General features: G+C 65.0%; 15 protein-coding genes. 8 read left to right on the forward strand and 7 right to left on the reverse strand.

Features of this window, described 5'->3' with window-relative positions:
- From E1809_RS10885 to E1809_RS10905, 5 genes are read left to right on the forward strand one after another with little or no spacing between them, the layout of a single operon-like run.
- A complete protein-coding gene (locus E1809_RS10885) occupies window positions 1–1,536 on the forward strand; it encodes a mannitol dehydrogenase family protein (RefSeq protein ID WP_133204253.1) in 1,536 nt (511 codons plus the stop codon).
- Window positions 1,533–2,594 carry an NAD(P)-dependent alcohol dehydrogenase gene (locus E1809_RS10890; protein WP_133204254.1) on the forward strand — a complete coding sequence of 354 codons (1,062 nt, stop codon included), beginning with the start codon at window positions 1,533–1,535 and terminating at the stop codon, window positions 2,592–2,594. Before E1809_RS10885 ends, E1809_RS10890 begins: the two co-directional genes overlap by 4 nt.
- A 46-nt stretch (window positions 2,595–2,640) precedes the next feature.
- Window positions 2,641–4,026 carry an MFS transporter gene (locus tag E1809_RS10895; RefSeq protein ID WP_235835548.1) on the forward strand — a complete coding sequence of 462 codons (1,386 nt, stop codon included), beginning with the start codon at window positions 2,641–2,643 and terminating at the stop codon, window positions 4,024–4,026.
- Window positions 4,027–4,040: 14 nt separating this feature from the next.
- Window positions 4,041–4,745 carry a bifunctional 4-hydroxy-2-oxoglutarate aldolase/2-dehydro-3-deoxy-phosphogluconate aldolase gene (locus E1809_RS10900; RefSeq protein WP_133204255.1) on the forward strand — a complete coding sequence of 235 codons (705 nt, stop codon included), beginning with the start codon at window positions 4,041–4,043 and terminating at the stop codon, window positions 4,743–4,745.
- The gene (locus tag E1809_RS10905; RefSeq protein ID WP_133204256.1) at window positions 4,742–5,695 is read left to right on the forward strand and encodes a sugar kinase; all 954 of its coding nucleotides are present in this window, start codon (window positions 4,742–4,744) and stop codon (window positions 5,693–5,695) included. Before E1809_RS10900 ends, E1809_RS10905 begins: the two co-directional genes overlap by 4 nt.
- A 42-nt stretch (window positions 5,696–5,737) precedes the next feature.
- On the opposite strand, the gene E1809_RS10910 is transcribed toward E1809_RS10905, so the two are convergent.
- The 4 genes from E1809_RS10910 to E1809_RS10925 form a co-directional block, all read right to left on the reverse strand.
- Window positions 5,738–6,748 (reverse strand): isopenicillin N synthase family dioxygenase, encoded by a 1,011-nt coding sequence (locus E1809_RS10910; protein WP_133204257.1) that lies wholly within the window; start codon window positions 6,746–6,748, stop codon window positions 5,738–5,740.
- A gap of 51 nt (window positions 6,749–6,799) precedes the next feature.
- A complete protein-coding gene (locus E1809_RS10915) occupies window positions 6,800–7,147 on the reverse strand; it encodes a VOC family protein (RefSeq protein ID WP_133204258.1) in 348 nt (115 codons plus the stop codon).
- A gap of 74 nt (window positions 7,148–7,221) precedes the next feature.
- Entirely contained in the window at window positions 7,222–7,530 is a 309-nt protein-coding gene (locus tag E1809_RS10920) for a hypothetical protein (protein WP_133204259.1), read from the reverse strand.
- A 67-nt stretch (window positions 7,531–7,597) separates the two neighbouring features.
- A complete protein-coding gene (locus E1809_RS10925) occupies window positions 7,598–7,990 on the reverse strand; it encodes a nuclear transport factor 2 family protein (protein ID WP_133204260.1) in 393 nt (130 codons plus the stop codon).
- A 152-nt stretch (window positions 7,991–8,142) separates the two neighbouring features.
- On the opposite strand from E1809_RS10925, the gene E1809_RS10930 reads away from it, so the two are divergent.
- From E1809_RS10930 to E1809_RS10940, 3 genes are all read left to right on the forward strand, one after another.
- On the forward strand, window positions 8,143–8,826 hold the full coding sequence (locus E1809_RS10930) for a hypothetical protein (RefSeq protein WP_133204261.1): 684 nt from the start codon (window positions 8,143–8,145) through the stop codon (window positions 8,824–8,826).
- Window positions 8,827–9,222: 396 nt separating this feature from the next.
- The gene (locus E1809_RS10935) at window positions 9,223–9,684 is read left to right on the forward strand and encodes an Hsp20/alpha crystallin family protein (protein WP_133204262.1); all 462 of its coding nucleotides are present in this window, start codon (window positions 9,223–9,225) and stop codon (window positions 9,682–9,684) included.
- A 200-nt stretch (window positions 9,685–9,884) separates the two neighbouring features.
- Entirely contained in the window at window positions 9,885–10,133 is a 249-nt protein-coding gene (locus E1809_RS10940; protein ID WP_235835549.1) for a hypothetical protein, read from the forward strand.
- Between the two features lie 37 nt (window positions 10,134–10,170).
- Here E1809_RS10940 and E1809_RS10945 read toward each other — a convergent pair whose 3' ends face one another.
- From E1809_RS10945 to E1809_RS10955, 3 genes are all read right to left on the reverse strand, one after another.
- Entirely contained in the window at window positions 10,171–10,611 is a 441-nt protein-coding gene (locus E1809_RS10945) for a hypothetical protein (protein ID WP_133204263.1), read from the reverse strand.
- 113 nt (window positions 10,612–10,724) lie between these two features.
- On the reverse strand, window positions 10,725–12,182 hold the full coding sequence (locus E1809_RS10950; RefSeq protein ID WP_235835552.1) for a rhamnulokinase: 1,458 nt from the start codon (window positions 12,180–12,182) through the stop codon (window positions 10,725–10,727).
- Window positions 12,183–12,238: 56 nt separating this feature from the next.
- Window positions 12,239–14,287, reverse strand: coding sequence for a bifunctional aldolase/short-chain dehydrogenase (locus tag E1809_RS10955; RefSeq protein ID WP_133204265.1), 2,049 nt, complete (start codon window positions 14,285–14,287; stop codon window positions 12,239–12,241).
- Window positions 14,288–14,289 lie beyond the last annotated feature (2 nt).

A 14,289-nucleotide genomic window follows, 5' to 3' on the forward strand; every position in this document is an offset into this window, starting at 1 on the left:
ATGGGCACCCCAAGCATCACGCCCCTAAACGCCGGAACTCCGGGAATCCTCCGACGGACTTCAGCTCCCGCTCCCGGAATCGTGCACCTCGGCCTCGGAAACTTCCACCGCGCACACCAGGCCGTCTACACGGACGCCGCCATCGAGGCCCACGGCGGGGACTGGGGAATCATCGGCGTGTCGAACCGTTCCACAGCAATCACCGACGCCCTGCGAGCGCAGGACATGCTCTACACCGTTGTCGAGATCTCCCCCGAGGGCTCTGCATTCTCGGTTCCGCGTGTCCATTCGGAGGCGTTCACGGCTGCCGGTAACCCGGAGCGACTCCGCGAGGCCATCGGCGCCCCGGAAACACGGATCGTCTCGTTGACGGTGACCGAGAACGGATACACGTACTCTCCTGCCACGGGGTCGTTGAACTTGAATGATCCGGCGGTCCAGCACGACCTGGCCACATTTGAAAGTCCCCGCACGCCGATCGGCCAGATCGTCCGCGGCCTCCAGCAGCGGGCCCGCACCCACGGTGAGCCGGTGACGATCCTGAGCTGCGACAACCTTGCCGACAACGGACACCACTCTCGGCGGCTCGTCCGCGAGTTCGCGTCGCGTTTGCCGGGAAAGGAGGCTGCTGAAGCGTTGGATTGGATCGACGCCCGGGTGACGTTCCCGTCGTCGATGGTGGACAGGATCGTGCCGGCCACTACTGAGCACTACCGGCGGCTTGTGGCCGGCAGTTGCGGCTACTCGGACCGGATTCCGGTTCCCGCAGAGCCATTCACTATGTGGATCGTGGAGGACGACTTTATTGCCGGTCGCCCTGCATGGGAGGCGGGCGGGGCTGTGTTCTCGGATGAAGTGGCCGGGTACGAGCAACTAAAGGTCCGGCTCTTGAACGGCACCCACTCCCTGATCGCCTATCTCGGTGCGCTGTCCGGGGCGGCGACCATTCCGGACTCGGTGGCCCACCCCTTCATTGAGCAGGCGGCGCGCTCAGTCCTCCGCCGGGAATACCTCCCGAGTGTGTCCGTGCCCGCCGATGTTGACGTCGATGCGTACGAGGTGCAGCTCTTCTCCCGGTGGCGGAACACTGCCCTCGGGCACCGTAGCAGCCAGGTTGGCTCGGATGGTTCGGTGAAGCTGAGGCAGCGGATCCCGGTTCCGGCTCTCCAGATGCTCGACGCCGGCCGGATGCCGCACCTTCTTGCCCTCACCACCGCCGCCTACCTCACGTGCGTCGCCCCGCTTGCCGGCTTCAATCCCGGGCAGCACGCGGCGGCCATGGACGATCCCGCCCGGGCATTGCTGACCGGGCTGGCGGCACAGTCCCGTTCGGGGCGTGAATTGGCTGAACGGGTGTTGGCAAACCACCACTTGCTCGGCGAAGAGCTTGCAGCCCGTGCCGACTTCATCGAACGCACGGGCGAACTCATCGATACCTTGCGCGCCCATGGACCGCTCGCCGCTGTGGCCGAAGCGGAAAATTCGGCGGACTTCCTCAACGCTTCCTCGTTTGCTACCACCAAAGGCACCCCATGACCACCCAGACATATTCACAACCCCGGCACACCGTGCTGCCGGGCAGCACCGAAGCTGCCGTCCTGCACGGCGCGGGCGACCTCCGCATTGAACAGAAGCCCCTCAAGCCCATCGGTCCCCGCGACGTCCTGGTCGAAATGCGCTCCGGCGGCGTTTGCGGCTCGGACATGCACTACTTCGCCGAGGGCCGCAACGGTACCAACGTCCTCCGCCAGCCGACCATCCTCGGACACGAAGGGGCCGGGGTCGTCATCGCAAGAGGCGAGCTGGCAAGCATCGCGGTGGGCACCGCCGTCGTCATTGAACCCGCGCTGCCGTGCCGCGAGTGCGCGGCGTGCTTGTCCGGCCGGTACAACGTGTGCGCCGCCGGGACATGCTTCGGTTCCCCGCCCACGGACGGGCTGTTCGCCCGGCACGTTGTGGTACCGGAGGCGGCCCTGCATATCCTGCCGGACAGCATTCCGGCAGGAATCGGCGCGGTGATCGAACCGCTGGCTGTCGCTGTTTGGGCGGTCGAGCGCGCTGAGGTACAGGCGGGGCACAGGGTGCTCATCACAGGCGCGGGACCGATCGGCTTGCTTGTTGCGCAGGTGGCGGCGGCGCGTGGAGCGAGGGAAATCATCGTGACCGATGTCAACGACGACCGCCTGGCCGTCGCGGGCAAGCTCGGCGCCACCCGGACCATCAACACGGCAAAGCAGGACCTGGGCTCTGCGGGCGTCCGCGATCTGGACCGCCTCATCGAATGCTCCGGCAATGCCCGCGCCCTGTCGGACGGGATCCAGGCGCTCGCCCCCGCCACCCGGGCGACTGTAGTAGGCCAGGCCCGGCCGACGGTTGACGGCATCCCGCTTGGATTCCTCCAACGTTACGAAATCGACCTCGTGACCGCGTTCCGTTACGCGAACGCTTTCCCGACGGCGATCAAACTCGCCTCCGCCGGGACGGTGGACCTGCAGGCAATCGTCACCGCCTCGTATCCGCTTTCCGACAGCGCGGCTGCCCTCACAGCCCCTGTCAACGATCCCACCAACCTCAAGGTACTCATCACTTACTGACCCGGCCTTCCCCGGCCACAGGACATCCATTCAAAGGAGTATGGACATGACCTCTGCAGCAAACCTGCCTCCCGCCCCGGTGGACCAAGGCAAAGTCCGGAAGGCCGCCGTCGCAGGCCTCATCGGCACCACGCTGGAACTCTACGATTTCGTCATCTACGGAACGGCGTCGGCACTGGTCTTCAGCAAGCTGTTCTTCCCCAACATTTCCCCTGCCGCGGCCCTCCTGGCGAGCTTCACTACGTTCGCCGTCGGATTCCTGTTCCGGCCCCTTGGCGGCATCTTCTTCTCGCACTTCGGTGACCGGCTCGGCCGCAAATGGGTTCTTGTTGTCACCCTTCTCCTCATGGGCGGTGCGACCCTCGCGATCGGGCTGCTCCCGACCTACGGGCAGATCGGCCTTTTTGCCCCGGTGCTGTTGTGCCTTTGCCGGGCCGCGCAAGGCTTCGGTGCCGGCGCCGAACAATCCGGCGGAGCAACCCTGCTCACCGAATCGGCTGCCCCTGGGACGCGCGGCAAGCTTGCTTCGCTGATCATGGTCGGCGCAGCGGCGGGCACGGCGTTGGGAGCGCTCGTCTGGATCGCGGCCCAGTCCCTCGCACCGAATGACATGCTGACGTGGGGCTGGAGGCTGGTCTTCCTTTCCAGCATCTTTGTCACAGTCGCGGCCCTCGTCATCCGGCGCAAGCTGGACGAATCCCCCGTATTCGAAGAGATCAAGCAGGCCCGGACAGAGCCCCCGGCACCGCTGAAGGAAGTCGCGAAGCACGGCAAGGCGAACGTATTGCGGGTCATCCTGATGAACCTCGGCGTCAGCACCCAGTCCTACACGATCCAGGTGTTCATGGCGTCCTACCTCATCACGGTGATAGGCACCGACCCGAAGTTCATCCCTCCGGTCCTCCTCATCGGTTCCCTGTGCGGCGGCGTGGCAGCCGTCTCGTTCGGTGTCCTGTCGGACAAGATCGGCCGTCGGCGCGTCGTCTCCATCATTACCGGCGTACTGGTCCTTTTCCCCGCCCCGGCGTTCCTGTTGCTGACCACGGGCTCCCCAGTCGCCATCATCCTGGTGATCGTCGTTGGTTTCGTCCTGGCATGCCAAGGCGTCGTCGGCGTGCACATGAGCTACTTCCCGGAAGTTTTCGGGAGCCGCTACCGGTACGCTGGCGTCACCCTCGGCCGCGAATTCTCCTCCATCATCGGCGGCGGTATCGCACCGATGATCTGCGCAGCCCTGCTGGGCATGTTCAGCAACTCCTGGATTCCGGTGGCCATCTACATGTCGGCGACCATGCTCATCAGCTTCATCGCCACGCGCATGAGCCCCGAAACCCTTAACCGCGACCTCACCGCTCCGCAGGATGCCAGCCACGATCCTTTTCCCGCCCCTGAAGTAGCTGGCGGCGAACTGTCCGTGGTAGACACCAAGTAACCCGAAGGAACCCCATGTCCCAGACCAACTTGCGGGAGTCGCCCGCCACGCAGCCCGCCACCCGGTCCGCGCCCGCACGGCCTGCTCCCAGCACAATCCTCCGCACCTCGGGCGTGGTCGCGGTGCTGAGGGCGCGGCACGCCAAGGACTACGCGCCTGTGATCGACGGACTCCGCGAGGGCGGTGTGCTCAGCGCCGAATTGACGCTGAGCACACCGGGGGTATGGGATGAGCTGCCCCGCCTCCTGGACCGCTTCGGCGACGAGATGGAGATCGGTGTCGGGACAGTCACTACGGCCGCGGAAGCTGGCACTGCCCTCGATCTCGGGGCTTCGTACATCGTCACCCCCATCATGGTTCCTGAGATCGTGGAGCTCTGCGCCGAACGCGCGGTTCCGGTCTTCCCGGGCGGATTGACGCCGACGGAACTCCACGCCGGGTGGGCAGCGGGAGCGACGGCGGTCAAGGTCTTCCCGGCTTCTACCGTCGGCCCCGGCTACATCCACCAGCTTCGCGGACCGTTTCCGGAGCTCCAGGTGGTGCCGTCCGGAGGTGTCGACATCGATGATGTTCCGGCCTGGATTCGAGCCGGCGCCCTGGCCGTCAGCCTTGGCGGTCCGCTCCTCGGGGATGCGTTCAAGGGCGGGGACCTGCGGGACCTGACCGCCCGCGCACACCGCGTCCGCAGCCTTGTGGACGAAGCGCGAGGCGAACGATGAACGCCGCGCCCTACGTTGTCACTTTCGGGGAAACCATGGCGCTCATGTCGGCAAACCAAGCCGGACCGCTTGCCCACGCCAGCACTATGAGCGTCGGCATCGGAGGATCTGAATCCAACGTGGCAATCGGACTTCAACGCCTCGGCGTCCAGGCAGTCTGGTGCGGCCGGATCGGAGCCGACTCGCTCGGTCGGTTGGTCGAACGGGAAATCCGGGCCGAGGGCGTTGACGTCCGCGCCACAGTGGATCCCGAGGCTCCCACCGGGCTGATGATCAAAGAGCGCCGCACGCCTACTGCCCAAAAAGTTGCGTACTACCGTTCCGGTAGTGCGGGCTCGCGACTTGCCCCCGACGACGTCGACCCTCAGCTGATTGCCGACGCGGCGTTGCTGCACACCAGCGGTATTACTCCGGCCCTTTCTTCGCAGGCGGCGGCCGCCTTGAAGTATGCGGTGGCCGTCGCACGCGAGTCCGGGATTCCCGTCTCCTTCGACCTGAACTACCGGAGCAAGCTCTGGGACGCCGGCACCGCTGGGAGCGCCTACCGGGAGATCATCCCGCTCGCGGACATTGTGTTCGCCGGACTTGAAGAGGCTGAAATCGCCGTCGGGACGGTCTGCGACGCAGAAGAAGCAGCGCGCCGCATCGCTGCCATGGGTCCACGGCAAGTCGTCATCAAACTCGGCGCGGACGGGGCGCTTGCGCTTATCGACGGAAATCTCTACCTGCAGGAAGCCCACCCCATCGAGGCCATCGACACGGTGGGCGCGGGAGATGCGTTCGTTGCAGGCTACCTCGCCGAGTTCGTGGCGGGACTCGAGCCTGTGGAACGCTTGCTGACAGCCGCGAAGTCCGGAGCGTTCGTGTGCCTGGTCCCCGGCGACTGGGAAGGCCTGCCGCGCCGCGACGAACTAGGCCTCCTGGCTCACCACGAACCGGTCAGCCGCTGATGCCCGGCTGGTGCTGACTGCCAGCGCCAGCCGGATCGACGCCTAGCCTACGAGGTCCGAGTGATGCTCCTCGACGACGTTCGGGTGCGCCCGGATGCGGTAGCGAAGGGCATTGTCGCCGTAGGTCTCGAGTATAGGGCTGTTGGTCGGGTCAACCGACAAGCCGCGGGCCTTGGACTGAAACTCCTCGCTGACGGCCAGTTGGGGCATTGTTGCGTCGAGGGCGGGATTGTAGAAGAAGGGGATGGAAATCCGGTCCGTGCCGCGAAGCGGCGAGATCACGCGGTGGAGGGTCGCCTTGAGATACCCGTTCGTGGCGAGCTCCAGCATTTCGCCGATGTTGACCACGAAGGTTCCCGGGACTTGGGGAGCGTCGATCCACTGTCCCTCGTACTCGACTTGGAGGCCGCCCTTCCCGGGCTCGACGAGCAACAGTGTCAGGACACCGCCGTCGCGGTGGGAACCCACGCCCTGTTTTGGTTCGGGGTTGGATTCTCCTGGATAACGCACGATCTTGAGGACCGGGAAGGCGCGCGCGGCGAAGGCGGCGTCAAACGTGTCCTCGGGCGCCCCGAGGGACACGGCCAAAGCCCTGAGGAGCTCGAGCGAAACGGCACTCAGGCGTTCCATCCATTCCGAGACGATCCCTCGCATTTCCGGCAGCGCGCCGGGCCACAGATTCGGCCCCTCCAGCCGCCAGTAGTCGGCCACTCCCGGGCCGGGTGGCACAGCTTCACGCTCGACGCCGACATCGATTTGTTCGCGCCAGTCAATCGCGCCGTCCGTGAGTTCCCCGCCGACCCTCGTGTAGCCGCGGAATTGCGGGCTTCGGACGTTCTCTACAGCGAGTTTTTCCTCTTCGGGCAACTCGAAAAAGCGTCGCGAGACCTCGAGCATCGAGTCCGTCAGTTCCTGCGGGATGCCGTGGCCCGCCAAGTAGAGGAACCCAACCTCGTGCATGGCGTCGCGTAGCTCGTCACGGAACCGGGCGGCTTCTTCCGCTCCGGCCTTCAGGCGCGAGAAATCAAGTACGGGCAGTGTGTCGAGTGTCAATGTGCCAATTCCTTTCGTTCACGGCCGCGAGGGCCGTCTTCCGCCGTGGTCCTACTCAGCCTGCTTGGGTCGCCACACACCGAACCTGTTGCCTTGGGGGTCGAGAAGATGCGCAAACTCGATGGCGCCGTTGTCGACGTACGGAAGGGCGACCCGCGCACCGAGCGACTCGGCCTTAGCGATCGCCGCGTTCACATCGTCGACTTGCACGTAGAAAATCGCCCACGAGGTTCCGCCTATGGACGCGGTGTCCCACAGGCCGCCCTTGTCGCCGTCGACCATCTGGTAACCGGCGGGCGAAGACTCGCCGAAACTCCAGTCGAAAAGCGGCCCGTAGAAGCCCCTCACGGCCTCGGGATCGGAGGAACCGATTTCGAAGTAATTGACTTTGGCTGTCATCCGCCGTTGCCCTTCCGTTGTTGAGGGGAGGCCGCCAGCCGATTACGACGGCGGCCTCCCGGCTTTTCAGCCCATCACGCCATCGTCAGCGTGAGGACTTTGTAGAGGTCGATGACGGTTTCTTCCGGAGGCGCCTCGAAACCACCTTCGATGCCGGCCTGCATCCGCGGCATGAGGATGTCGTTGCGGAATTTCTCCCAGCTGTCCTTCGACTCATGGACGGCCATAATGGTCCAACCGCCGGCCGAAGGTCCGGCAGCGTGGAATGTCTGGCCCTCGGGCAGGAGTCCCTCGCCGGGGTGGACAGCGGCGATAGAGGCTTCGTATTGCTCCTTCGTGCCTCCCGGGAAAAAGTGGACCACTCCGTATGGGGTCCCTTCCATGTCTGCTCCTTAAAAATTGTGCGGGTGTTTAAAAATAATGCGGGTGTTCGTATTCCTCGACGGACTCTCAGGTCCAGAAGCTGTCCGCTATGGCCGTGTCTTCGAAGAATTCCTTTCCTTCAACAACCTTTCCGTCGCGGAGGACAAAGGAAATGGCGGTTCCCAGATCCAGGGTCTTCCCGTTGGCTTCAGCATGGCTTTGCTGAATTGCGATGGTGTGGTCTTCTCCGCCGACGACGTCGTGGACCGTCGCTTTGAAGGACCCTTGGGAGCGTGTTGCCAATTCGCCGAAGTAGGCCAATATGGCGTCGCGGCCCTGTTTGGTCCCGGAAAGTACGCCGCTGCCGGCGACGTACCAAACTGCGTCCTCCGCGAATAGCTCGCTGAGTGCCGCCAAATCCCCTGAATTGAACGCTTCGTATCCGCGCCGAACCAGTTCGACGTTTTCCTCAGCACCCATGTGTGGACACCTTCTTCGCTAGTCCTCGTGGATCAAAAAGGGACGGCTTAAGGCTATTCCTGCCCCGGATGCGTGTCGATGGAAATGCGCAATGATCTGCTAGGCACGCCCCGACCTTGAGGCCGGGCACGGACCGGTGGGACGATGAAGCCGTGCAGCCCTTTTTCGATTTTGTCAACCACAATTGGTGGTTGATCTTTCCCTTGAGCGGACTGGCCGGCGGCTGGGCCCGCTCGTGGTCAAGCGCCAGCGAACGGCGGTACCGCCGTCGAGTGGAGCTTTACAGGCTCAAGAACCAGGCGGCCCAGGCGGAGCAAGCGAGCCAATCCGAAGTGCTCAGGTTGCGGGAGGCTCACGACGCAGTGAACCAGCGGTGGCTCTCTTACGAGCTTGACGTCGGGAAACTGATTGACTTCCCGGTGATGTCCGACGTACGCGAGCCGCTCACCGTGGACTTCCTGCGCGCCAAGCGCGAAGCAGACGGTTTGCGTCCCGCCGCCCCGGGAGAAATCACGACGGCGGCCCGGCTGGCCGAGTACCGCGCGGCTGTGCGCAACTTCGAGCTGGCTTTCGACGTGGCTGAACGGGAAGCCAAACGCATCAAGGACGGCAACTTTTCGGAGCCCGAACGGCAGCGGCTGGCGACGGCCCGGAAACTGCTCAGGATCGCTTCCGACTCGGCTGCCACGCCGGCGGAGCGGCAGACAGCGTATAAGCGTGCGCGGCACGAACTAGACGGGCTCATTGTGCTGCCGGACGCCACTGTGGCCGCCCTTGAGGAGAAGGTTGCCGGCGCACTCGACGCGCCCAAGGCACCGGATTTCCACCAGAACTGACCGTGGCCAGTGCCCGTGGGTTCGTGTGCTTGGGTCAGTGGCCGTGGCGATGGATTATCACGTAGCGATGATGCTTCCGGTGACGGGTCTTGGACCGGATCGGAGTCAATCCCAAAGGAGGCAAGCCCAAGGATTTCCGTCGACGTGACAATCGAATGTTTACAACCACCAGGAAAACAAAGAATCCCAGCGAGGGGATGAGCAGCACGAGTATCCACGCTAGGTTTTCCACGGCCCGCCTCCTACCCCCAGTTTCCGGCGCCGGAAATCGGGCGTCAAGCAGCCTCTGGGGCTACCCAGTGCACGACGGGAAGGGTAGTTTTTCTTCCATGGGAATGGCCGGTTCCGGCCCGCATCCGGTTCCGGTCGCAAGTCGGCACAGATCAGGAGATCATCATGGACAACTTTCTCCGCCACAGCGGAATTGAAGTTCCGGAGCCTGTCCGGCGCTTCCTCCAAGGCGAAAGCGATGGGTCACTTCGGGTGGAGCAATACCAAGAAGGAAACACCTTGGTCATCCGGGTGGAACTGCCGGGAATCGACCCGGAATCGGATGTGGACATCAGCGTCACGGACGACACGCTCCACGTCCAGGCCTGGCGGGAGGAAAACGCCGAGCGCGCGGGCCAGTTGGGATACCGCAGCGAATTCCGCTATGGCAAACGCTCACGGAGCATTCCGTTGCCACGCGGCGTGAACCAGGACAGCATCGCGGCAACGTACGAAGACGGGGTGCTCGATATCCGCATCGAACTCCCCGAACAGTCAGAACCTCAGCCCACGAAAATCCGAGTGGTTCGCACGGGCGGCAGCACCGCTACCCAGCCGCCACAAGAGCCGGAGGACTATGTCGGTTGAGGCCCTCCTCGCGCGGTTTGATGAACAGCGGTTGGATGAACATACGGGAAAGTCCAGCTGAACGTACCATCCCAACAGGCTGCGTCCTGTGCAACCCCAGGCACGCCACGTATCCTGATCATGCTTCCGGCATCGGTTTTAGCCGACGTCAACCGGCCCGGCCGGAGTCTTCTCTGCAACTACTCAATGAGGCGGCGTCCATGGAGTTGAACATCAGGGGTCACTGGGACCAGCTTGCCCCCGAAACGCGGCAGTGGCTGATCGACAACCCCGGGTGCGTGGTTCTTCCACGCACCGTTGCCGAGATCATCCATCGGGCGACCGGAATAACTCCCGATGCGGACCAGCACGGCCAAGTCAGCCTTTCGCCCGAGGACGTCAGTTTCATCCATGGCCAATCGGAGGCGGCGGCAAGTACACACCGGACCGAGACGACGGCGACCGGCTAGCTATTCCTGGCCGGCACCATATTCCTGGCTGGCACCTTCAGGCATCATCCGGCTCATCGCGCTCTTCACTGGCTCGCGCTTCAGCGCGGTCCGCCGTCCCGCCGGCTGGTTGTTCAGCCGTCGCCGTCCGCAAGGGCCCGACGGTTCCATCCGAGCCGTAGTCGCCTTCGGCGTATTGGCCGATTTCGGAACCGGCCGTGCGCCCGGGAAGCGATCCAGCAACACCGAGGTCGGCGCGCGCGTACCGTCCGGATTCCTTGGCCTGGTTACCGAGCGGCTCGGGCAGACCGCCTACGTTGCCGGCGGCGCCGTAGTCGCCCTCACCGTATTGGCCTTCTTCGTCGTCCGGGTGCCTGCCCGGTTCCCTTCCCGTCTTTCCGTAGTCGCCTTCGACGTATCGTCCGCGTAGATCGGGTTCTTCAAGCGTGCCGTCGTTCGCCTCTTCGATGGGTTTGTCGTCGCCGGTGTTCTCTGTCATGACCGTGCCCTTCCTGCAAGCACTTCGCGTCGCTTCGGCGCCCTTTAAGTTTATCGAGGCTGTTTCCAGCACGACAGGGATCGACAGGCCCCGAACTACCGAGGCAGAACCATTCAGTTTCCGTGGAACGCGTGGCTGGGATGTGGCTCGTATTGCGTGAGGTGGGTGCTCGCGCGTGCGGTGCGGCGTAGTTCGGGCAGGCCGCCGGTGATGGTTCCGGCGGTGCGGGCTTGGAGGAGGATGTTGCCGAGTGCTGTTGCTTCGACGGGGCCGGCGATGACTGTTTTGTTGGTGGCGTTGGCGGTGAGTTGGCAGAGGAGCTGGTTTTGGGAGCCGCCGCCGACGATGTGCACGACGTCGACGCTGCGTCCGGCGAGCCGTTCGGCATCAGCGAGGGTGCGGGCGTAGCCGGCGGCGAGGCTGTCCAGGATGCAGCGTACGACGGCGGCAGGGCGGTCCGGGAGCACGTCTCCGGTGTTTCGCACGGCTGCGCGGATGCGGTGGGGCATGTTGTCCGGGGCGGTGAAGGCGGGGTCGTCGGCGTTGATCACCGGCCCACCGGGACGCAGGGCCGCGGCGGATTCCAGCAGGCCGGGCAACGGTAAGGCGTAGCCTTCGGCGGCCCAGGTGCGTTGGCATTCGCTGAGCAGCCAGAGTCCGCCGACGTTGCGCAGGTACCGGATGGTGCCGTCCACGCCGTGTTCGTTGGTGAAGTTCGCCAGCCGGCTGGCCTTGTCCAGGACGGGGTGGTCGAGTTCGACGCCGACCAGGGACCAGGTCCCGGAGGAAATGTAGGCAAAGCCCTCCTCGGTGGCCGGGACCGCAGCGACGGCGGAGGCGGTGTCGTGCGAGCCGACCGCGACCACCTTCGTGTCCGCGGGAAGCCCGGTCGTGTCCGCGATGCCCGGCAACAGGGTGCCGATGGTTTCACCGGGCTGGACCAAGGGGGCGAAGAGGCCAGTGGGCAGCCCCAAGGGTTTGAAGAACTCCGTGGCCCATTCCCCCGCCACGGCATCGAACAGGCCCGTGGTGGAGGCGTTGGTGGCCTCGGTACGGCGTTGCCCGGTGAGTTTGAAGGCGATCAGGTCCGGGATCAGCAACGCCTGCACCCCGTCGAGGTCCTTCTCGGTCGCGAGCTGGTAGATGGTGTTGAACGCCAGGAACTGCAGGCCCGTAGTGGCATAGAGCCGGGACTGGTCGATCTTGGCATGGACCTGGGCAACAGCGGCCTTGCTGCGTTCGTCGCGATAACTGTAGGGATGGGCGGTGAGCTCTCCGGCTTTGTTGACGAGTCCGTAGTCCACGGCCCAGGTGTCGATGCCGATGCTGGCGATCGTCTCGCCTTTGGCGGCGGCGGTCTTTGCCGCGGCCGTCAGGCCTGTGAGGACCTGCGCGAAGAGGGAGTCGAAGTCCCAGCGGAGTCCGCCGTCGAGCTCCACGACGCCGTTGGGGAAGCGGTGCACGGTTTCCAGGGACACGGTTCCGTCCGTGAGGCGGCCGAGGATGACCCGACCGGAGGAGGCGCCGATATCGACGGCGGCAAACACGGAGGAAGGAGCCACGGCGGGCACCGCCCCGGCGTGGGCCGGGGCGGTGCTGGTTGGTGATGGGTTGGTCACGGTGTGGCCTATCGGAGGAACGCAGCTGCGACGCCGGCATCCACGGGGATGTGCAGGCCGGTGGTGTGGGAGAGTTCGTCGCTGGTCAGGACCGCGGCGGCGTTGGCCACGTGTTCGGGCAGGACTTCGCGTTTGAGCAAGGTGCGCTGGGCGTAGTACTCGCCCAGTTTTTCCTCGTCGACGCCGTAGACCGCGGCGCGTTTGGCGCCCCAGCCGCCGGCGAAGATCCCGGAGCCGCGGACCACCCCGTCGGGGTTGATGCCGTTGACGCGGATGCCGTACTCGCCCAGTTCCGCGGCGAGGAGGCGGACCTGGTGGGCCTGGTCTGCTTTCGTGGCGGAGTAGGCGATGTTGTTCGGCCCGGCGAACACGGAATTCTTGGAGGAAATGTACACAATGTCCCCGCCGAGGCCTTGGTCGATCATGACCTTCGCCGCGGCCTTGGAGACCAGGAAGGAGCCCTTGGCCATGACGTTGTGCTGGAGGTCCCAGTCTTTCCCGGTGGTTTCGAGCAGGGGCTTGGAGATGGACAGACCGGCGTTGTTCACGATCAGGTCCAGCCCGCCGAAGGCCAGGACGGCTTCCTGGATGGCTCCCTGCACCTGGGCTTCGTCGGTGACATCTGCCTGCACGCCGATGGCGACGTCCGCGCCGCCCAACTCTTCGGCCACCTTTTGGGCGTTCTCGAGGTTCAGGTCGGCGATCACCACGCACGCGCCCTCGGCAGCCAGCCGGGTCGCGATGGCCTTGCCGATGCCCGAGGCCGCCCCGGTCACCAAAGCGATGCGCGTGGCATGGGACTTCGGCTTGGGCATCCGGGCAAGCTTGGCCTCCTCGAGCGCCCAGTATTCGATCCGGAACTTCTCGGACTCCTCGATCGGGGCGTAGGAGGAGATCGCCTCGGCCCCGCGCATCACGTTGATGGCGTTGAGGTAGAACTCACCGGCAACCCGGGCGGTCTGCTTGTCCTTGCCGTAGGAGAACATGCCCACGCCCGGAACCAGCACGATCGCCGGGTCGGCACCCCGCAGGGCTGGGGACTCGGCGTCGGCGTGCCGGTCGTAGTAGGCCTGGTAATCCTCACGGTATTCGGCGTGCAGTTCCTTCAACCGTGCCACCGAGTCCTCGATCGATGCGTCGGCGGGCAGGTCCAGAATCAACGGCTTGACCTTGGTCCGCAGGAAATGATCCGGACAGGAGGTCCCCAACGCGCCCAGCCGCGGATGCTCCGCCGCGGCCAGGAAATCCAGCACCCGTACGTCGTCGCTGAAGTGCCCCAGGACCGGTTTGTCCGTGGACGCCAGGCCCCGGATCACCGGCGTCAACGCCGCGGCCTTCGCCCGGCGTTCGGCCTCGGGCAGGGCGGCGTAGCCGGCAAGCTCAGGTCCGAAAGGCTCGGCCTTGCCGTTCTCCTTGATGTACTTCTCCGCGGTGTCGATGATCCACAACGAATTCTGCTCGGCTTCTTCGCTCGTGGCGCCCCAGGCCGTGATGCCGTGCCCGCCCAGAATCGTCCCGATCGCCTGCGGGTTCGCTTCCTTGATCGCGGCGATGTCCAGGCCCAGCTGGAACCCGGGACGGCGCCAGGGAACCCACACCGCTTTGTCGCCGAAAATCTTCTGGGTGAGGGCTTCGTCGTCCACGGCGGTCGCGATCGCGATGCCCGAATCCGGGTGCAGATGGTCCACGTGCGCGGCGTCCACGAGCCCGTGCATGGCCGTGTCGATCGAGGGTGCTGCCCCGCCCTTGCCGTGGAGGCAGTAGTCGAACGCGGCCACCATCTCATCCTCCCGCTCCACCCCCGGATACACGGCCTTGAGCGCCTGCAAACGGTCCAGGCGCAGCACCGCGAGGTTCCCGGCCGTCAACGTGCCCAGGTCCCCGCCGGAACCCTTCACCCAGAGGAGTTCGATGTCCTGCCCGGTGACGGGGTCCGTCGCGGTGCCTTTGGCGGAGGTGTTGCCGCCGGCGAAGTTGGTGTTCCGTTTGTCCGCGCCGAGGCGGTTGGAACGGGCGATCAGGTCTTCAACAGTGGTGTTCATGTTTTGCGTGCTCATGT

The organism is Arthrobacter terricola (genome assembly GCF_004354015.1).
GTDB classification, from domain to species: domain Bacteria; phylum Actinomycetota; class Actinomycetes; order Actinomycetales; family Micrococcaceae; genus Arthrobacter; species Arthrobacter terricola.

Coding starts and splice junctions, on each gene's coding strand:
- E1809_RS10945 (WP_133204263.1), bottom strand. CDS start 10,611: ATGACAGAGAACACCGGCGACGACAAACCCATCGAAGAGGCGAACGAC.
- E1809_RS10890 (WP_133204254.1), top strand. CDS start 1,533: ATGACCACCCAGACATATTCACAACCCCGGCACACCGTGCTGCCGGGC.
- E1809_RS10940 (WP_235835549.1), top strand. CDS start 9,885: ATGGAGTTGAACATCAGGGGTCACTGGGACCAGCTTGCCCCCGAAACG.
- E1809_RS10915 (WP_133204258.1), bottom strand. CDS start 7,147: ATGACAGCCAAAGTCAATTACTTCGAAATCGGTTCCTCCGATCCCGAG.
- E1809_RS10885 (WP_133204253.1), top strand. CDS start 1: ATGGGCACCCCAAGCATCACGCCCCTAAACGCCGGAACTCCGGGAATC.
- E1809_RS10935 (WP_133204262.1), top strand. CDS start 9,223: ATGGACAACTTTCTCCGCCACAGCGGAATTGAAGTTCCGGAGCCTGTC.
- E1809_RS10900 (WP_133204255.1), top strand. CDS start 4,041: ATGTCCCAGACCAACTTGCGGGAGTCGCCCGCCACGCAGCCCGCCACC.
- E1809_RS10920 (WP_133204259.1), bottom strand. CDS start 7,530: ATGGAAGGGACCCCATACGGAGTGGTCCACTTTTTCCCGGGAGGCACG.
- E1809_RS10905 (WP_133204256.1), top strand. CDS start 4,742: ATGAACGCCGCGCCCTACGTTGTCACTTTCGGGGAAACCATGGCGCTC.
- E1809_RS10895 (WP_235835548.1), top strand. CDS start 2,641: ATGACCTCTGCAGCAAACCTGCCTCCCGCCCCGGTGGACCAAGGCAAA.
- E1809_RS10925 (WP_133204260.1), bottom strand. CDS start 7,990: ATGGGTGCTGAGGAAAACGTCGAACTGGTTCGGCGCGGATACGAAGCG.
- E1809_RS10955 (WP_133204265.1), bottom strand. CDS start 14,287: ATGAGCACGCAAAACATGAACACCACTGTTGAAGACCTGATCGCCCGT.